General features: G+C 50.8%; 20 protein-coding genes and 1 pseudogene. 10 read left to right on the top strand and 11 right to left on the bottom strand.

Annotation, left to right across the window (positions count from 1 at the left end; genetic code table 11):
* Positions 1-886 (top strand): SpoVR family protein (locus tag AC1DUO_RS20900; RefSeq protein ID WP_477988573.1); only part of this gene is annotated, 886 nt, incomplete at its 5' end.
* Between the two features lie 121 nt (positions 887-1,007).
* Here the strand turns inward: AC1DUO_RS20900 and fadR are convergent.
* Positions 1,008-1,730 carry a fatty acid metabolism transcriptional regulator FadR gene (gene fadR, locus AC1DUO_RS20895; protein WP_013575335.1) on the bottom strand — a complete coding sequence of 241 codons (723 nt, stop codon included), beginning with the start codon at positions 1,728-1,730 and terminating at the stop codon, positions 1,008-1,010.
* A 244-nt stretch (positions 1,731-1,974) separates the two neighbouring features.
* On the opposite strand from fadR, the gene nhaB reads away from it, so the two are divergent.
* From nhaB to iraP, 5 genes are all read left to right on the top strand, one after another.
* On the top strand, positions 1,975-3,552 hold the full coding sequence (gene nhaB, locus AC1DUO_RS20890) for a sodium/proton antiporter NhaB (RefSeq protein WP_477988570.1): 1,578 nt from the start codon (positions 1,975-1,977) through the stop codon (positions 3,550-3,552).
* A 181-nt stretch (positions 3,553-3,733) separates the two neighbouring features.
* On the top strand, positions 3,734-4,264 hold the full coding sequence (dsbB, locus tag AC1DUO_RS20885; RefSeq protein WP_153376620.1) for a disulfide bond formation protein DsbB: 531 nt from the start codon (positions 3,734-3,736) through the stop codon (positions 4,262-4,264).
* A gap of 65 nt (positions 4,265-4,329) precedes the next feature.
* On the top strand, positions 4,330-4,527 hold the full coding sequence (locus AC1DUO_RS20880; protein WP_013575332.1) for a hypothetical protein: 198 nt from the start codon (positions 4,330-4,332) through the stop codon (positions 4,525-4,527).
* A gap of 236 nt (positions 4,528-4,763) precedes the next feature.
* Positions 4,764-5,873 carry an AI-2E family transporter gene (locus AC1DUO_RS20875; protein ID WP_013575331.1) on the top strand — a complete coding sequence of 370 codons (1,110 nt, stop codon included), beginning with the start codon at positions 4,764-4,766 and terminating at the stop codon, positions 5,871-5,873.
* 114 nt (positions 5,874-5,987) lie between these two features.
* On the top strand, positions 5,988-6,329 hold the full coding sequence (gene iraP / locus AC1DUO_RS20870) for an anti-adapter protein IraP (RefSeq protein ID WP_013575330.1): 342 nt from the start codon (positions 5,988-5,990) through the stop codon (positions 6,327-6,329).
* A gap of 74 nt (positions 6,330-6,403) precedes the next feature.
* Here iraP and AC1DUO_RS20865 read toward each other — a convergent pair whose 3' ends face one another.
* The 4 genes from AC1DUO_RS20865 to AC1DUO_RS20850 form a co-directional block, all read right to left on the bottom strand.
* Positions 6,404-6,853: a YcgN family cysteine cluster protein gene (locus AC1DUO_RS20865; RefSeq protein WP_013575329.1), complete on the bottom strand. Its 450-nt coding sequence runs from the start codon at positions 6,851-6,853 to the stop codon at positions 6,404-6,406.
* A gap of 107 nt (positions 6,854-6,960) precedes the next feature.
* The gene (locus AC1DUO_RS20860) at positions 6,961-7,617 is read right to left on the bottom strand and encodes a fumarylacetoacetate hydrolase family protein (RefSeq protein WP_013575328.1); all 657 of its coding nucleotides are present in this window, start codon (positions 7,615-7,617) and stop codon (positions 6,961-6,963) included.
* Between the two features lie 26 nt (positions 7,618-7,643).
* Entirely contained in the window at positions 7,644-8,819 is a 1,176-nt protein-coding gene (locus AC1DUO_RS20855; protein ID WP_013575327.1) for a lytic murein transglycosylase, read from the bottom strand.
* Between the two features lie 122 nt (positions 8,820-8,941).
* Positions 8,942-9,214, bottom strand: coding sequence for a YcgL domain-containing protein (locus AC1DUO_RS20850; protein WP_013575326.1), 273 nt, complete (start codon positions 9,212-9,214; stop codon positions 8,942-8,944).
* Positions 9,215-9,350: 136 nt separating this feature from the next.
* On the opposite strand from AC1DUO_RS20850, the gene minC reads away from it, so the two are divergent.
* The 3 genes from minC to minE are packed head-to-tail and all read left to right on the top strand — an operon-like array spanning position 9,351 to position 11,150.
* The gene (minC, locus tag AC1DUO_RS20845; RefSeq protein ID WP_013575325.1) at positions 9,351-10,040 is read left to right on the top strand and encodes a septum site-determining protein MinC; all 690 of its coding nucleotides are present in this window, start codon (positions 9,351-9,353) and stop codon (positions 10,038-10,040) included.
* 24 nt (positions 10,041-10,064) lie between these two features.
* On the top strand, positions 10,065-10,877 hold the full coding sequence (gene minD, locus AC1DUO_RS20840) for a septum site-determining protein MinD (RefSeq protein WP_013575324.1): 813 nt from the start codon (positions 10,065-10,067) through the stop codon (positions 10,875-10,877).
* A gap of 3 nt (positions 10,878-10,880) precedes the next feature.
* Positions 10,881-11,150: a cell division topological specificity factor MinE gene (gene minE, locus AC1DUO_RS20835; RefSeq protein ID WP_013575323.1), complete on the top strand. Its 270-nt coding sequence runs from the start codon at positions 10,881-10,883 to the stop codon at positions 11,148-11,150.
* Between the two features lie 347 nt (positions 11,151-11,497).
* Here minE and rnd read toward each other — a convergent pair whose 3' ends face one another.
* The 5 genes from rnd to AC1DUO_RS20810 form a co-directional block, all read right to left on the bottom strand.
* On the bottom strand, positions 11,498-12,619 hold the full coding sequence (gene rnd, locus AC1DUO_RS20830; RefSeq protein ID WP_013575322.1) for a ribonuclease D: 1,122 nt from the start codon (positions 12,617-12,619) through the stop codon (positions 11,498-11,500).
* A gap of 97 nt (positions 12,620-12,716) precedes the next feature.
* Positions 12,717-14,414 carry a long-chain-fatty-acid--CoA ligase FadD gene (gene fadD, locus AC1DUO_RS20825; RefSeq protein WP_013575321.1) on the bottom strand — a complete coding sequence of 566 codons (1,698 nt, stop codon included), beginning with the start codon at positions 14,412-14,414 and terminating at the stop codon, positions 12,717-12,719.
* A 317-nt stretch (positions 14,415-14,731) separates the two neighbouring features.
* Positions 14,732-15,364, bottom strand: a complete 633-nt coding sequence (locus AC1DUO_RS20820; RefSeq protein WP_112198062.1) for a Slp family lipoprotein — start codon at positions 15,362-15,364, stop codon at positions 14,732-14,734.
* Between the two features lie 62 nt (positions 15,365-15,426).
* Entirely contained in the window at positions 15,427-16,128 is a 702-nt protein-coding gene (gene tsaB / locus AC1DUO_RS20815; RefSeq protein WP_477988563.1) for a tRNA (adenosine(37)-N6)-threonylcarbamoyltransferase complex dimerization subunit type 1 TsaB, read from the bottom strand.
* A 129-nt stretch (positions 16,129-16,257) separates the two neighbouring features.
* A complete protein-coding gene (locus AC1DUO_RS20810) occupies positions 16,258-18,171 on the bottom strand; it encodes a DNA repair helicase YoaA (protein WP_037034682.1) in 1,914 nt (637 codons plus the stop codon).
* A 142-nt stretch (positions 18,172-18,313) separates the two neighbouring features.
* Here AC1DUO_RS20810 and AC1DUO_RS20805 point away from each other — a divergent pair, with 142 nt between their 5' ends.
* Positions 18,314-18,658, top strand: coding sequence for a RidA family protein (locus tag AC1DUO_RS20805; RefSeq protein WP_013575317.1), 345 nt, complete (start codon positions 18,314-18,316; stop codon positions 18,656-18,658).
* Between the two features lie 46 nt (positions 18,659-18,704).
* On the opposite strand, the pseudogene AC1DUO_RS20800 reads toward AC1DUO_RS20805, so the two are convergent.
* Positions 18,705-18,944, bottom strand: a pseudogene (locus tag AC1DUO_RS20800) (IS4 family transposase); the annotation flags it as partial.

Raw genomic sequence — 18,944 nt, 5'->3', positions numbered from 1 at the left:
GTGGAAAACGCTGCCACGCAAAGACAGTGTAGACGCACCGGAACAGGCGCGACGTTTCCCGCCGGAACCGCAGGAAAACCTGTTGTATTTTATGGAAAAAAATGCACCTCTGCTGGAATCCTGGCAGAGAGAAATTTTGCGCATTGTGCGTAAAATCAGCCAGTATTTTTATCCGCAGAAACAAACTCAGGTCATGAACGAAGGCTGGGCGACATTCTGGCATTACACCATCCTGAATCATCTGTATGACGAAGGAAAAGTCTCCGACCGTTTCATCCTGGAGTTCCTGCACAGTCACACGAATGTGGTGTATCAGCCGCCTTATAACAGCCCGTATTACAGTGGTATCAACCCGTATGCTCTGGGTTTCGCGATGATGCAGGATATCAAGCGTATCTGTCAGGAGCCGACGGAGGAAGACCGTTACTGGTTCCCGGATATCGCCGGTTCAGACTGGCTCGACACGCTGCATTTTGCGATGCGTGACTTTAAAGACGAGAGCTTCATCAGCCAGTTCCTGTCACCGAAAGTGATGCGTGATTTCCGTCTGTTTACGGTGCTCGATGACGATCACAATAATTATCTGGAAATCGCCGCGATCCACAATGAGGAAGGCTACCGTGCAATTCGTCAGGAGTTGTCGGCGCAGTATAATCTGAGTAATCACGAACCGAATATTCAGGTCTGGAATGTGGATTTGCGCGGAGACCGCTCGCTGACATTACGCTACATTCCGCAGGACCGGGCACCGCTTGATAAAAGCCGCCGTGAAGTGATGAAACACGTCCACCGCCTGTGGGGCTTCGATGTCTTTATCGAGCAACTCAATGAAGACGGCAGCGTCGAGTTACTCGAACGTTGCCCGCCACGTCCGACACCGCTGTAAAATTTCCATTTTCAGGCATTAAAAAAGGGCGCTAAGCGCCCTTTGATTATTACTGGCTCCCTAAATCCTTCAAATTATATCGAGGCAGCCAACGATGAGACTGTTTGAAGGATATAGGGAATTAACGATGTTTTTGTTCGGCCAGGTCACCCGGCATAGCACCCTGCATGCTGTGCCAGATTTCACCGCTCTGACGGCCATAATTACGCACACAATCCACAATCTGCTCATAGCTTTTCTCGTGGCAGATATCAGACAACTTTTTATAGAAAGTGATCGCCAGTTTGCGCGCTTCAGGATTGGAGAAGTAATAGCGTCCGACGCGCGTATAAAGACCACGCAGTCCGTTGATGATCAAACCATAAATCGGGTTGCCAGAGGCGAATGCCAGACCACGGAAAATGCCGTAATCGAGCGCCGTAAAGGCTTCGGCATGATCTTCAACCTGAGTCGCTTTCGCGAGAACCTGTTGGGTTTCTTCCGGGTTGGTACGCATCGCCTTGCGGATAAAGATCGTCGCGATGTTGGTACGCACAGACAGCAAATTATCAATCAGCTGCGGTACGCTGTCATGATCCAGACGCGCCAGCGTTTCAAGAATATTCAGGCCGGATGTTTCCCAGAAATTATTCACTTTCGTCGGTTTACCGTGCTGAATGGTTAACCATCCATCGCGGGCAAGCCGCTGTAACACTTCACGCAATGTGGTTCGGGTTACACCAATGAGTTCTGAAAGCTCTCTTTCAGCAGGCAAAATTGAACCCGGAGGGAAGCGGCTATTCCAGATACTTTCGATGATATACTCTTCGGCAAAACCGGCAGGACTTTGTGCCTTAATAACCATGTGTTTGTCGTTCCGTGTGGGGCTTTTATTAGGGATATAGTTCATCTCATCATACCAGATGAAAATGCCCTGTTATAGCGTCCCGACGGAAGTAATGTTGAAACTGTGGGTGGGCTGACAGAATTTCACATTTTTCATGGATTTATTGCATCGCCCTTTATTATTGAAAAATCCAGTCAGACGATTAAACTTACCTATCTTTTTGAAACATTAATAAAATATATATAAAGGACCTTTGGGCAATATGGAAACAACCTACAGCCGCGCATTCATAAAGAATTTTCTTGGCCAGTCACCAAACTGGTACAAAATAGCAATTCTGGTTTTTCTGATTGTTAACCCGCTGATTTTCTTCCTCATCAGTCCCTTTATCGCGGGCTGGTTGCTGGTGATTGAGTTCATTTTCACATTAGGTATGGCGCTTAAATGCTACCCGCTTCAGCCGGGTGGATTGCTCGCCATCGAAGCCGTCATGATCGGCATGACCAGCGCAGGACGGATCCGCGAAGAAGTGTCTGCTAATCTGGAAGTCATCTTGCTGCTGATTTTCATGGTCGCTGGCATCTATTTCATGAAGCAGTTGCTGTTAACCGTGTTCACCAAATTGTTGTTGAATCTGCGCAATAAAATTGYCCTTTCACTGGCGTTTTGTTTTGCTGCCGCCTTTCTTTCCGCATTCCTGGACGCACTGACCGTTATTGCCGTGGTGATCAGCGTTTCAGTGGGCTTTTATTCCATTTATCACAACGTTGCTTCAAATCAGAATGAAAATACTGAGGTCAATGACGACAGCTCTTTTACCGGCAATCAGCAGCATCAGGCTGTGCTTGAACAATTCCGCGCATTTTTACGCAGCCTGATGATGCACGCCGGTGTCGGTACCGCGCTGGGTGGCGTGATGACGATGGTCGGCGAACCGCAAAACCTGATCATCGCGAAAAGCGCAGGCTGGCAATTCATCGATTTTCTGATCCGCATGTCACCGGTCAGCGTGCCGGTCTTTTTCTGCGGATTTATTGTATGTGCGCTGGTAGAACGCTTCCGCTGGTTTGGTTATGGTGCGCAACTGCCACATCCGGTGTATGAAGTGCTTAAAAAGTTTGATCAAAAGAACAGCGAGAACAACACGAAGCAGGAGCGTATAAAACTGGCTGTGCAGGCGGTGATTGGTGTGTGGCTGATTGTTGCGCTGGCATTCCATCTCGCTGAGGTTGGCCTGATCGGCCTGACGGTGATTATCTTTGCAACCGCGTTATGTGGCGTGACGGATGAACATGCCATCGGCAAGGCATTCCAGGATTCACTGCCGTTCACTGCCCTGCTGACGGTATTTTTTGCCATTGTTGCCGTGATCGTCGAACAGCATCTGTTCAGCCCGATCATTCATTTTGTGCTTCAGGCTGCACCGTCCAACCAGCTTTCACTCTTTTACCTGTTCAACGGTTTGCTCTCATCGGTTTCAGATAACGTTTTCGTCGGTACGGTCTACATCAATGAAGCCAAATCGGCGCTGGAAAATGGCATTATCGATCTGAAACAATTTGAGATGCTGGCCGTGGCCATTAATACCGGCACCAACCTGCCTTCAGTGGCGACACCCAATGGTCAGGCAGCCTTCCTGTTCCTGCTGACTTCTGCCCTTGCACCGCTGATCAGGCTTTCTTACGGAAGGATGGTCTGGATGGCATTGCCGTACACTGTGGTCATGACACTCGTCGGCCTGTTGTGTGTTCAGTATCTGTTGCCCGATATGACCCAGTGGTACAGCGACATGGGATGGCTGAGTTTGCCCCCGGTAACTGAGATCATGCCGGTGCATTGATGAAGGAAAGATTGAGTCAGTAATCTCCTGTAAGCACCTTCACTCAGGAAATTACAGAATTTAAAGTCGAATTGTCCGATTTATATTAATTATTTACCGAATATTGATTCGGACAGGCTGGCAGCAGCAAGCAATTGGTTTACACTGCGTGTCAGTAGCTAACTGCAGGGAAAAATTTTCTATGTTGCAATATCTTAACCGCTGTTCACAAGGTCGCGGTGCATGGCTTCTGATGGCTCTGACTGCACTGGCACTTGAGCTGGTTGCATTGTATTTCCAACACGTGATGTTACTTAAGCCCTGTGTCATGTGTATTTATGAACGTTGTGCTCTGATGGGTATTCTGCTGGCTGGCCTCGTCGGTGCTATCGCACCTTCCACATGGTTACGCTATGCCGGGATCCTCATCTGGCTCTACAGTGCTTACGAAGGTATCCGCCTGTCATGGGAACACACCATGATTCAGTTGCACCCTTCTCCGTTCGCCACCTGTGATTTTGCCGCGCGTTTCCCAACCTGGTTGCCACTGGACAAATGGTTCCCGTGGATGTTTATCGCCAGCGGTGATTGTGCAGAAAAACAGTGGGAATTCCTGTCACTGGGCATGCCACAGTGGCTGGTCGTGATTTTCAGCGTGTTTATGGTGATTGCTGTTCTGGTGCTACTGGCTCAGTTCGTTAAACCAAAACGTCGCGATTTATTTGGTCGTTAATTCAGTCCTTGCTGACACGGAAAAGCGCCTCTGATGGCGCTTTTTTTATGTCTGTGGAGGAGAAGATGTTTTCCAAAACAGACGTGATGTATTATCTGCAGCGCCCGGTCAACACGGGCTTTCTGCCTCTGTGCTTTTTATTACCATTATTGGAACGTGCAATGAAAAATCTTCCCGTCTGGGCCATTTGGATCATTTGTGTAGGAGCCTGCGTCGCCTTCTGGGTCGTCGCTGGTTTCGTGTTATACGGTCTGTTTAAATAAAATTTAAACATCAGGGATAGAAATCGACAGTGACGTTTAACGGAAATGGAATGACAGGTATTAACGCGGGTGCAATGGCGGAGTTCCATTAATCCCGGCGTTGCTTTTGATCAGAGGTAAGATTTCCCCCTTCCCCCTTCTGCACACAACACACTGCACAAAAAAAGACCTACGTTTGTAAATTCGTCAATGCATTCTATGCTACGAGGGCTAAAAGATTTATCAGAGGAACAAAAATGTTCATTAAAGGATTTTCAAAAGGCTTTTTCATCGCAATTCTTTTTATCGTAACTTTGGCTTTCTTCGATGTATTAAGGCCTTACTACTCTTCCGTACTATGGGCCATTATTCTCGCCGTCATCTTCAATCCGTTAAAAAATCGGCTGAAACAGGTTGTCGGTGATCGCAACGGTGTGGTCTCTCTGCTGACCGTTTTGATAATTTGTCTGATTGTCTTCACCCCTCTGGCGATTATAACCTCGTCGCTGGCACTTGAATTCAATGCGGTTTATACCAAACTGCAGGGAAATCAGACACAGCTGCCCGTGATCCTGGCGGATTTCATCCATCATTTACCACGATGGGCACGGCACTTCCTGTCAGACCATGATCTCGACAGCACCGCTGAGATTCAGAAAAAACTTTCTGATGTGGCACTGCAAGGTAGTCAGTATCTGGCCGGCAGCGTTTTCGTAATAGGTAAGAGCACATTCGGCTTTGTCGTGGGTTTCGGCATCATGCTGTATATCCTGTTCTTCCTGATCAAGGATGGCGCTTACCTGGTCAATCTGACACTCGCCACCCTGCCGTTGTCACGGTATGTAAAGCATCATCTGTTTATGAAGTTTGCAGCAGTTTCTCGCGCGACAGTAAAAGGCACCGTTGTGGTGGCGGTTGTACAGGGCGCGCTGGGCGGTATTGCGTTTTACATCGCCGGTCTGGACGGAAGCCTGCTTTGGGGTGCTCTGATGGCGTTCCTGTCGATCATTCCGGCAGTGGGTTCAGCCATTATCTGGGTGCCTGCGGCGATTTATTTCTTCGCCTCCGGGATGCTGTGGCAGGGGATCTTTATTGTGGCCTTCTTCGTGGTGGTCATCGGCATCGTGGATAACGTGTTACGTCCGCTGCTGGTCGGCAAAGACACCAAAATGCCGGATTATCTTATCCTGGTCACCACACTTGGCGGTATGGAAGTATATGGCATCAATGGCTTCGTGATTGGCCCGCTGATTGCCGCGTTATTCATCGCCTGCTGGAACATTCTTTCCGGCCGGGATCATCAGAACAATACCGATGAGATTAATGAAGACTTTATCGAAGAAGGGAAAAACCATCCAGATGCCTGAGGCTCTCAGCAACTGCGACAATCCACCGAGTTTTACCAAATATGATTATGAAGTTTTCATAACCTGGCGTAGAAATAAGAAGCAATAGATACTCTTTGTCTGAAGGGGCAATGAATGAAAAATATCATCTTAAGTATGGTCGCAAAAATCTCCCACATGGAAGCGGATTCCAAGCAACTTACCGCACAGGTTGAGGCTCAGTCCCTTTTGCTGAGTGCTATATTTTTAACTGTCGGCAAAAATGGCGGCCCCCAGGAAATTATCGAAAGCGTGAACAAAGCCATCAACTCAGTGCTGGACTCTGCTGATGAGATGCTTAAATCAGACGCTAAGATTTTGTTCGAGCAATTCCAGGCACTCATTGAACTGACCCGACTGATTGATAAAGAAGATCCTGAACTGGATGCCGAAGCACTCAGCGCCATGAACGGTGTCAGACCCGACTCTGAGATTTAGTGTAAAAATTCGTAATAAAAAGCCCCGGCAATGATTGCCGGGGCTTTTTGTTTTCTGATTGCGGGCAAAATCGGTTATCTGGCCCAGCTTGGCTTATTCAGGATGTGATCCTGCCAGTCTTCAACGTCGTCTTCGCGCACGGCGATGTAGCGTACGGAGATCTGCGCTGTATGCATGGCCGATTTCGATGCTTTGTTCAGCAGCGGATGCCAGGGAAGCAGCGGGCGTCCTTCGCCGATCAGGCGATAGGCGCAGGTTGGCGGCAGCCAGTCGAAGGTTGTCAGGTTTTCGCGGGTCAGTTTAATGCAATCTTCTTCCAGCGTGAAACGACGTTCATAGTTACGACACTGGCAAGACTTGATGTTGAGCTGGTTACAGGCGACGTTGGTGAAATAGATTTCATCGGTGTCTTCGTCGATCAGCTTATGCAGGCAGCATTGTCCGCAGCCGTCGCACAATGCTTCCCATTCTTCGTCGGTCATTTCAGACAGCGTTTTGTGCTGCCAAAAAGCGGGTTCAGTCATAATGTGCATCCGGTATAAAGAAAATGAGGGTGCTTATATAGACGCTTTAGCCTGCAGATGCAAGTAAAGCCGCCGGAAATGGGTTCCGGCGGAGAGGAAAAACGCCGTCAGATCACGCGGGAACTTACCTGTTTACCATTAAGTGTAGCCACAATTTCATCACCCGCTTTTAGCGGGCCGACGCCGTGTGGTGTACCGGTCAGAATGATATCGCCCGCGCGCAGCGTGAAGAAGCGGCTCATATAGGCAATCAGTGGCAGAAGCGGCGTCAGCATATCGCGGGTATTCCCGCTCTGACGCACTTCTCCATTGATCTCTAACCGCAGTTCAGCCTGTTGTGCATCACCAAATTCACTTACCGGAATAAATCCGCTCATCGGGCAGGAACCGTCAAACCCTTTGGCTTTTTCCCAGGGTTGTCCGGCTTGTTTGAACGTCGACTGCAAATCCCGCAGCGTCAGGTCAAGTGCCAGCCCGTAACCAGCGATAGCATTGGCGACGCGATCTTCCGTCGCCTGCTTCAGTGGTGTGCCGATAAGTACCGCCAGTTCGACTTCATGATGTACCGCACCGAGATCCTTCGGGATGACGATGGGTTGGCGGAAATCGCACAAAGCGGTTTCCGGCTTGATAAATAACACCGGTTCCGCCGCTTTCTGCCCGCCCATCTCTTTAATATGATCGGCGTAGTTACTGCCGACACACACGACTTTGTTGACCGGAAAATCCAGTAATGCGCCGTGCCAGTCTCTGTGTTGGTACATACAGCTACTCCTTGAAGTTAGGAATTTCAGCCGCTGAACGGATTATGCGGTGCTGGCGCTAACGGTGCAGAAGGCGCCGGAGTTGTCGCCGGTGCTAAATCGCCGGAAACCACCGGTGACTGCGAGCCCATAATACCATCCGCCATCATGCCGATACTCAGCGCGAAATAGGTTGAACGGTTCCAGTGCATGATCGTACGGAAGTTATCGTAAACCAGGAACGCGCGCCCCTGCGTGTCATCCGGTGTGATAATCCATGAACGGGTCGCTGTCGACATTAGCGGGTTGCCGTCAACTTGCGTCACGCCGCGCTGCTGCCAGTAGCTGGCCGGATGCATCTGGTTATTTTTCAGCCCCGACAGAGCGCCATCAAAGTTAGCTGGTAATTTCACTTCCTGGCCCCAGCCCTGATCGCCTTTCCAGCCTTCTTTCGCCAAATAATTGGCCGTGGAAGCAAAAACATCATCGGTGTTTGCCCAGATGTCTATCTTGCCGTCGCCGTTACCGTCAGCGCCGTAAGTCAGATAAGAACTTGGCATAAACTGCGACTGCCCCATCGCACCCGCCCAGGAACCTTTCATCATGTCGCTGGTGGCTTTACCGGAATCGACAATTTTAAGCGCCGACATAAATTCTTTGGTGAAGAAGGCTTCACGACGTCCTTCGAAGGCCAGTGTGGCCAGCGCAGAGAATACATCCTCTTTACCCTGAATTTTGCCGAAGCTGCTTTCCATCGCCCATAACGCCACAATGTACTGCGGCTGAACCCCATAACGTTCGCTGGCTTTTGTCAGCGCAGGCAAATTACTCTGAAGCTGTTCCTGCCCCTGTTTAATCTTCCATTCAGGCAGAACGCGTGTCAGATAATCGTCGAGGGTAATTTTCTTTTCGAGCTGATTGCGATCTGAATTGATCACGCGGTCAACAAAATGAATGTTGGCGAAGGTGCTGTCGATGGTCTGCTGGCGGATCCCTTGTGAGAGCGCCTGTGCTTTGAGTTGTTCGACATAAGCCGGGAATTCCGCGGGGTCCCGCCCCTGTTCAGCCAGAGACGTTTTGCCAGAAGGCGCTGCCGGTGCGGCAGCAGCAGGCTGTGTTGCCGCAGTGGATGGTGTAGAGGGTTGCCCTGAGGTAGCTTTCTGTGCTGCACAACCACTGAGGATGATCAGCGGTGTTAACACGGCCAGTGCCGACAATTTCATCAATTTCTTCCTTTTGACTTCTGCAAGTGATTCATCGCTATAAGCTTTGAGCACGACCAAGATGAATGCAAGTCATGCCGTCTGAAAGTTCGAGGAGTGCCGAGACAAATGTCAGGAATGCGTTATTTACTGGCGTCGTTCAGATGAATATTCAATAAACTTTCTACCGGCGGTGGAACCTGCAGATAATAACCCTGCTCTTCCAGCGACTGACGCACTTTAGCAATATCTGCTGTGGCAAGTTTTTCACGGTTTGCCAGGTTTAGCATCATTGAGAACTGAGGCACGCCAAAACCTTTGAGTAATTCTTCAGGCACACGGGAAAAATCGTCTTTTTTTTCGACATACAGATAAGTCTGGTCGCGTTTAGTACTTCTATAGATCACACAAAGCATTTTTTTAACTCTATTTTATTGAAACGGTGGCTTGCCTAGATATAACTGTAACTATAACATGCTTATCGTACATCGGAATATCGCCCCCCGAGTGGTATTCCGGGGATTTAGAGTTGCTGAGACTGAGTCAGGATAGATGTCACAATCGCCAATAGAACTAAAAGGCAGCAGTTTTACCTTATCGGTTGTTCATTTACATAGTTCACAACCTGAGGTTATTTACCAGGCATTACAGGAAAAAGTGGAGCAAGCTCCAGCCTTTTTGAAAAATGCCCCTGTTGTTATCAACGTTGCCTCACTGACCGGTGAAGCAAACTGGAAAGACATTCAACAGGCTGTCGCTTCTGCAGGCTTTCGCATTGTTGGCATCAGTGGTTGCAAAGATGAAGCGCAAAAACGCGCACTTTCCCGCACCGGTTTACCGCTGCTGAGTGAAGGCCGCGCACAGCGTATCGCCGCAGAACCACCGGTTCCTGTCGTGCCCGACAATGCACCGGCTAAAACCCGCATTGTCAGTACTCCGGTCAGATCCGGCCAACAAATTTATGCCCGTAACAGCGACCTCATCGTGACCAACAGTGTCAGCGCAGGTGCGGAACTGATTGCCGATGGCAATATCCACATCTACGGCATGATGCGAGGCAGAGCGCTGGCTGGCGCCGCAGGCGATGCAAATTGTCAGATTTTTTGCACGCAGTTAGGCGCTGAACTAGTCTCTATCGCAGGGCAATACTGGTTGAGTGATCAAATCCCGGCCGATTATCTCGGTCAGGCAGCGCGCCTCAGCCTGTTAAATAATGTGTTAACCATACAACCTTTAAACTAAGCCCTTTTGACAAGGAATCCATTCATGGCACGCATCATAGTTGTTACATCGGGTAAAGGGGGCGTTGGCAAGACCACTTCAAGCGCGGCCATTGCTACCGGTTTAGCTCAAAAAGGCAAAAAGACTGTAGTTATCGATTTCGATATCGGTCTGCGTAATCTCGACCTGATTATGGGCTGTGAGCGCCGGGTGGTTTATGATTTCGTTAACGTGATCCAGGGTGATGCCACGCTGAATCAGGCGCTTATCAAAGATAAACGCACCGAAAACCTGTTTATTCTTCCGGCTTCGCAAACACGTGATAAAGACGCACTGACCCGCGAAGGCGTTGAGAAGATCCTGAACGATTTAGCCGAAATGGAATTTGATTTCGTGGTGTGCGATTCCCCTGCGGGCATCGAAACCGGCGCACTGATGGCGTTGTATTTCGCCGATGAAGCCGTGATCACCACCAACCCAGAAGTCTCTTCCGTTCGTGACTCCGACCGCATCCTGGGCATTTTGTCTTCAAAATCTCGCCGTGCGGAACAAGGCTTAGAGCCTATCAAAGAACATCTGCTTCTTACCCGTTACAACCCGGGCCGTGTCAGCCGTGGCGACATGCTGAGCATGGAAGATGTGCTGGAAATCCTGCGTATTCCTCTGATCGGGGTTATCCCGGAAGATCAGTCTGTACTGCGTGCGTCCAACCAGGGCGAGCCGGTCATTCTGGATCAGGAATCCGATGCAGGGAAAGCGTATGACGATACTGTCAGCCGTCTGCTTGGGGAAGAACGTGCATTCCGTTTCATTGAGGAAGAGAAGAAGAGTTTCCTGAAACGCCTTTTTGGGGGATAAACCATGGCATTGTTAGATTTCTTTCTGTCCCGCAAAAAATCGACAGCCAATATAGCCAAGGAACGGCTACAGATCATCGTAGCCGAACGGCGTCGAGGGGATAGTGAACCATCATATCTGCCTGAACTGAAACGTGACATTCTGGCGGTCATCTGTAAGTACATTAAGATTGACCCAGAAATGTTGCAGGTTCAGTTCGAGCAAAAAGGTGACGATATTTCCGTACTGGAACTTAACGTCACCCTGCCAGAATCGGAAGAAACGCCTAAATGACAGCAGTCTGTTTGCTTTGTTCGCAGGTGTTTTTTTCAGCATAGCGCCCCCTGTTTTTTCAGGGGGCTACTGCTTTTTATCTCGTTCCCTTCCGCTATTCTCTTCCCGCCCCGAAATAACCACTGTATATAACCCCATTAAACAGGTTCTTTTTCCGTCTGTTTGTGCTTATTCCTGATAATTCTTGATTAAGACTTCTCTCATTTTAGCTGGAATTTAATATCCCCAGACTGGCCTGATTGCCGCTATTTTAGGATTAAGCGTTATCGGGAAATATAAAATAAAAAGAGCGGGACAATTGCCCGCTCTTTTTAACGCATATTCACTTTCCTTCTTAAAAGAAGGAATCAATAATTGCTCAAAATTTCATTCAGTCTTTCAGCTAACAACTTCCCGCGCCAGCCACTGATTAATTCAGGTTGTGATTCTTTATCTTTTAACTTCCAGTGATGGGTCAGTAACTGATTAATCTGGCGACGTGATGCCAGCATTTCAACGCTCAGTTTACTCTCTTCACTGACAGTCTGAATAAGTGCCTTAATATCCTTAAAGACTTTGCGGTAACCCGGCTGATCAATCAGGTTCAAAATCGGTGCGGGCAGTTCAGCTTCATCCAGTGCATTCGATTCCTCCACCAGCGCCAGCAACGTACGCCCGTGATAGCGAATCTCCGGGCCACTCAGACCAAGCGCTTCCAGCTCGCCCAGCGACGTTGGCTGATAGCGCGCCACCTGCCAGAGGTTTTCCTCACGTACTACAAAATTAACGGCCAGATCACGCTGACGGGCCTGGTTCAGGCGCCACGCGGCTAACAACTTCAGGCATCCCAACTGGCGTGGACGCAACTGAAAAGCGTTACTGATTTCCAGATAAGCCAGTTCCGGTTGCAGCACTTCCTTACGGCGGCGGCACAGAGCAAGGCATTCATCCAGCGCGGCATCCATCCACCCTGCGTCTTGTGTTTCACGCATCAGTTGATCGGCCAGCGGCAGCAGATACCACACGTCAGCCGCAGCATAGACGCATTGCTTTTCGCTCAGGGGACGGGCTATCCAGTCAGTGCGCGATTCGCTTTTATCCAGCTCAACGCCGGTGGTTTCAGCCACCAGACGTGCAAAACCACAGGACAACGGGCGTCCGCTGAAAGCAGCGAGGATCTGCGTATCAATCAGCGGCGAAGGCATCACCCCAAAGGCATTCAGGAAAACTTCCAGATCTTCGCTGCCGGCATGCAGGAATTTGATGACATCAGGATCAACCAGCAAATCAATGAAGGGTTGCCAGGCGGTGATTGGCAATGGGTCGATCAGCGTCAGCCTTTCGCCATCGAATAACTGTATGAGCCCCAGTTGCGGATAATACGTGCGGGTACGGACAAATTCGGTATCCAGCGCAATTTTACTGTGCGCTTTGGCCTGAAGACAAACTTGCTCCAGCGCGTCATTGGTGGTGATCAACTCATAATTCAAAACATCATTCTCTTAATCATTACTGCGTTATAACGTGATAACGCCGGACATCGCCGGCGTTAAGAATCTGACTCTTTCTGACTGAACAGGCAATCCGCTATGCCGCATCCTGCTTCGGAGTGGCTTTCGGTTTCAGCTGCTCATCACGAAGTTCCCTTCTGAGAATTTTACCGACATTTGACTTCGGCAACTCGTCGCGGAACTCGACAATCTTCGGTACTTTGTAACCGGTTAATAACCGACGACAATGTGCGAGAAGCTCTTCGCTGGTCAGTGATGGGTCTTTCTTCACCACGCAAATTTTGACGATTTCACCCGACGACTCATCCGGCACGCCAATGGCGGCAACTTCGAGTACCTTGTCATGCTGTGAAACCACCTCTTCAATTTCGTTAGGGTAAACGTTGAAACCGGAAACCAGAATCATGTCTTTTTTACGGTCAACAATCCGTAAGAAGCCCTGCTCGTCCACTGTAACGATATCGCCCGTCGATAACCAGCCATCTTTTAGCACCTCATCGGTGGCGGAAGGCCGTTGCCAGTAACCCAGCATAACCTGCGGGCCTTTAACCCACAGCTCGCCAGGCTGGCCAGGCCCGACATCCTGGCCGTTATCATCCACGAGACGGACTTCCGTGGATGGCACTGGCAGACCGATACTGCCACTGTAATGTTTCAAATCATACGGGTTACCCGCCACCAGCGGTGAACATTCTGTCAGTCCGTAACCCTCCAGCAGATGTTTACCGGTCAGTTTTTCCCACTTCTCTGCCACTGATTTCTGCACCGACATTCCGCCGCCGACAGAAAGACGCAACGAGGAGAAGTCAAGCTCACGGAAATCTTCATTATTGAGCAACGCATTGAACAATGTATTCACGCCGCTGATAGCCGTGAAAGGATATTTCCCGAGTTCTTTGACCATCCCCGGCACGTCGCGCGGATTGGTGATGAGCAGGCTTTTACCGCCCAGTTCAAGGAACAGCAGGCAATTCACCGTCAGTGCGAAAATGTGATACAGCGGAAGTGCGGTTACCACCAGCTCATGTCCCGGCTGTAACAACGGCGCGTAGGCCGCTTTCGCCTGCTCGAGATTCGCCTGCATGTTGCGGTGGGTCAGCATCGCCCCTTTCGCCACGCCCGTCGTTCCGCCGGTATATTGCAGGAACGCCAGATCATTATTAATGATATCGGGCTTGATGTATTGCAGACGACGTCCGCGCTGTAAGGCGGTGCGGAAGGAAATCGCGTTCGGCAAGTGGTATTTAGGCACCAGCCGTTTGATATATTTCACCACAAAGTTAACCAGCGTCCCCTTCGCCGCAGAAAGCTGATCGCCCATTCGGGTCAGGATCACATGCTTAACCTGGGTTTTGTACACCACTTTTTCCAGGGTATGTGCAAAGTTTGAAACAATCACAATGGCACTGGCACCGCTGTCGTTGAGCTGATGCTCGAGTTCACGCGGCGTATACAGAGGATTGACGTTGACTACCACCATGCCGGCGCGCAATACGCCAAACAGGGCAATCGGGTATTGCAGCAGATTCGGCATCATCAGGGCAACGCGGTCGCCCTTCCTGAGCCCAAGCTCATTTTGCAAATAGGCGGCGAAAGCACGGCTGCGCTCTTCGAGCTTGCGGTAAGTCATCACCTCGCCCATGTTGATAAATGCCGCATTGTCAGCGTAACGCAACGTAGCATTTTCAAACATCTCGACCAGCGAACTGTAGCGGTCAGGGTCGATGTTCTCAGGAACATCTGCCGGATATCGTTTTAGCCAAACCTTTTCCAAGGTATCACTCCTGAAATCATGTTCTGTTGCCGTCTCTATTCGACGAGTTTTATCACGTCTTTAACAATATTTTAACTCAGCTTACCAGTTGCGTTTCAAACAATGTCGAGGTTGAGAGGCGGGTCACTTTTTCTGTGCCCTTACTTTGTCAACCGTCCATGGCAGAAAATAAAAAGGCGGCAATTAAGCCGCCTTAACAACGCTTCTCTTCAGGTCATTTCCCGGGCAGCGGCACAACAGAATGCGTCGCTGCCGGTTTTACTGTTGCCGGGGGAAGCGCGCCATGAGAAGGCGGAGCTCCACGCAGCGGCGGCGGTCTATTCGGTGACGACGCTTTCGACCCGGGCCGGTGCTGTATTATACCAGCCGGGACCCCAACCGGGCCCAAACCCCCGCCCCCAGGAATCATACGGCCCGCCAAAACCATAGCCCCACGGGCCGATAGGTTGCGGAGGCATGACGACCTGTTGCTGTATCCGCCAGCGTTTGTAGCTGTTGACATTAACGGTAACGAAATCATAAGACGTCTGGCCGATGGTGCCCTTTTCCACGCCGGTAATTGGCCCGACGACGGTCACTAACTGATTGCGGTAATCCACCGGATCCACAAAACCGTTAATGTAAGCCATGATGCGTCCGCGTGATGCTGCCCCTAAAATCGGGCGAGCGCCCTCATCCAGCGGAACAGTTGCGATTTCCAGACGCGTCTTGTTTTGCAGGTTGGTTACGGCAATCACTTTGCCGCCAAAACGCGACTCCTGCCCGACGTACAAATTCGGCGCGCCCTGCACGGCCTGTAAATTCATTTGCGGCGTAGCCGTGGTCCCACGAATTTCATCGGGCACGGTGACACACCCTGATAATACCAACACGCTGAGTGCAACAGCACTCAGCACCATTTTCTTACCCGTTACACCTGATAACTGCTGAACAACAGACCACTTACGCATTACGATGACTCCTGTGCAAACTCTTCATTTTGACCGTCTTTTGATGCACAAGTTGCCATGACTTATCGGCCTGGCAGCTTTTTCCACGTAACTTCATTACGCAGGTAAGTCGGTTCAGCATCTTCCGGATTAACGCGAATACCGTTTTCCCAGAGCTGCAGCGCCAGCGGCAACATATCTTCCGCCTGCGGCAGTAACATTTTTCCATCAAATAAATCCGCCACCGGGGATTCACCCAGTAAATGCGGATAGGCTTCCCAGCCCGTACCCACGGTGGCAAAGCGCCCGTTTCGCTCAACGGTACGCGCCAGCAGTTGTTCAGGTTTGATGACCGTCTCGGTATTTTCACCGCTCCAGACACCTTGTGTATTGCGGGTAAATTCACCCCAGTACACTTCGCCCATGCGGGCATCAATGGCTGCCAGCACCTGTTCCGCGCCGGTCTGGCGGTAAGCACCCTGCGCCATGGTGAGTAAGGTGGAGACGGGCAACAAAGGCAGTTCTGCGCCGAGCGATAAGCCTTGCGCGATACCTATGCCGATGCGCACACCGGTAAAACTACCCGGTCCCCGGCCGAAGGCCAGTGCGTCGAGTTGTTTCAGGGAAAGCCCCGCTTCGGCGAGGACCTGCTGCACCAGCGGCAGAATGCGCTGCGTATGTTCGCGGGCGCAGAGTTCAAAATGAGCGAGCGTTTCGCCCTGATCGTAAAGCGCAACCGAACAGGCTTCTGTCGCCGTATCAATTGCTAAAATTCGCGTGGACATGCCAAACCTCAGGCGGGAAATTAATAAGTTATACCCTCAATACCTCGCGCGCAGTCAACGCATCTGCAACGTGAAATATGACGGGTATAAGAACCTTTTTCGGGGCGGCATCTTAGCATAAACAAAGGGCTAATTCTGCTCTTCAGCGTTTTGTAAAAAGCGGATCGCTTGCGTCAGATCTCGCGTGCGTGGCGTCGGCGGCAAACTGTTGAGAAAAACTTCACCATAGGGACGCATTACCAGCCTGTTATCGCAAATCACCATCACCCCGCGATCATCCGTATCACGGATCAAACGTCCGACACCCTGTTTAAGCGTAATGACAGCATCCGGTAATTGTACGTCATTGAACGGATCTCCGCCGCGCAGACGGCAATCCTCAATACGGGCTTTAAGCAATGGATCGTCAGGCGACGTGAATGGCAGTTTGTCGATAATTACGCACGACAGCGCGTCACCGCGCACGTCCACCCCTTCCCAGAAACTGCTGGTGGCGACCAGTAATGCGTTACCGGCTTCGACAAACTGCGCCAGCAACTGGCCCTTGCTGGTTTCGCCCTGCAACAAAACCGGCAGCGTCAGGCTGGCCCTGAATTCTTCCGCCAGTTCACGCATCATTTTGTGAGACGTACACAGGAAAAAACAGCGGCCTTTATTAGCTTCGATAAGCGGGCGCAACATCCGCGCCAGCTGTTTCGAACTGCCCTGCACATTTGATTCAGGCAGAAAGCGCGGAACGCACAACAGCGCCTGTTTGGCGTAATCGAACGGGCTCGGCAGCAGCAACGTTTCTGCCTCATCCAGCCCCAGACGCTCAGTAAAATGATGCAGCTGATCGTTCACCGAAAGCGTTGCCGAGGTGAAAATCCACGCCCCCGGTTTTTCTTTCATCATCTCGCTGAATTTGTCGGTCACCGACAAGGGAGTCAGCGCCAGGACGAAATGGCGTGAATTACATTCGTACCAGTAACTGTAACCGGGGATCGACACGTCTTTCAGGCGTTTGAGACGGTTGCGGTAAAGCGTGGCGCGCTCGAAAGCCGCATCCAGCAACGCAGAACGGCCGAGGGACAATTTAACCACGTCGTAGCAAAGTTCCAGCGCGTCATCGAGCAACAGTAAGGCACGCTGAATGGCGGGCTGACTGAGAACATCGCGAAGATTGCCGCGAAAACCGGGCTCGCCGAGCGCCAGACGGAAATCCATCGTGCTCTGGCTAAGCCGGTCAGCGCTTTTCTGCAACTGCACAGAGTCACGGACTTCCGTGCGGTAAGCAATAGTAATGTCTTTTGCCATATCAAGCAGCTGGCGGCTGGTGACCTGCTGGCCAAAATACTGGCTGGCGATGTCAGGGATCTGATGGGCTTCGTCGAAAATCATCACGTCAGCTTCGGGGATCAGCTCACCAAAGCCGCTCTCCTTCACCACCATGTCCGCCATAAACAGATGATGGTTCACCACCACCACATCGGCGTCCATCGCCTTACGGCGGGCTTTTACCACGAAGCATTCTTTGTAAAGCGGGCAGTCACTCCCCAGACAGTTGTCGTTGGTACTGGTCACCAGCGGCCAGACAAAGCTGTCTTCAGGTACCACGGTGCAGGTGCTGATATCGCCCTCTTCCGTGCTGCTCGACCAGTGACGCAGATGCGCCAGTTCGCTGAGCGCCTGGCTGGCAAGATCGCCGCCGGAGAGCGATTGCTGCTCCAGACGTTCCAGACATAAATAGTTTGAGCGCCCTTTCAGCAGCGCCAGACGGCCCTTGAAATTCAGCGCGCTGGCAACTTTGGGCAAATCGCGGGAATAAAGCTGATCCTGTAAGTTTTTCGAACCGGTGGAGATAATGACTTTTTTGCCGGAGCGCAATGCCGGTGCCAGATACGCGTAGGTTTTACCGGTACCAGTACCGGCTTCCACCACCAGCCCTTGCTTACCGCTGATGGCTTTGCTGACAGCCTGCGCCATCAGACGCTGAGGTTCACGGGGTTTAAAACCTTCAATTTTCTGCGCCAGTGCGCCGTCTGTTGCGAAATCGTCTGTCACTCTGTCTCTCTACCTGTACGGATCAGCAGTGATTATGCCAATCCCTCGCCCCGACTACCACCGCCATCTGCCAATCCAACGTATTCATCCTTTGTGATACCCTTAGCGGCATCATAAAAAAGTGACTAACTGGAGCCATAATATGACCATCGAGCGTATCCGACCTGAGCCACGGATGTCCGACATTGTTATCCATAACAACACCATTTATTACACGGCAGTGCCGGAAAATCTGGACGCGAATGCAAAAGACCAGACCGCAGAAACGCTGGCCATTATCGATGCTGCGCTGACGGAAGCGGGCTCGGATAAGAGCAAAATTCTCGATGCCACACTGTTTCTGGTCAATAAAGAAGATTTCCCGGCGATGAATGAAGCCTGGGATGCCTGGGTATCACCGGGCAATGCACCGGTACGCTGCACGGTTCAGGCTAACCTGATGAATCCGAAATATAAAATTGAAATCAAGATCATTGCCGCACGCTAAGCACTGATCAGCAGACATAAAAAAACCTCCCGCGGGATAATGCCGGTCACTTAAGGTGACCGGCATTGTTTTTTAAGGGATATTTCGACCTTTTTTCTCTCACTTCCCTCGCATATTCACGCTCACGTCTCGAGGGCAGTTTTAGCATCGCTGCGTTGCTGTAAAAATGCTTCAGATGACCCGGGATGGCTCCCGCTGATGCCCACGGCAGCCCGATTAACAACCGTAATATCTCCGACACTGCACCGCTAAAACTCAGCTGATAAGGCAGATAATCTCCCTTCAG

The organism is Rahnella sp. P4_A8, from assembly GCF_056402435.1.
This window is presented reverse-complemented; position numbering and strand designations above follow the sequence as displayed.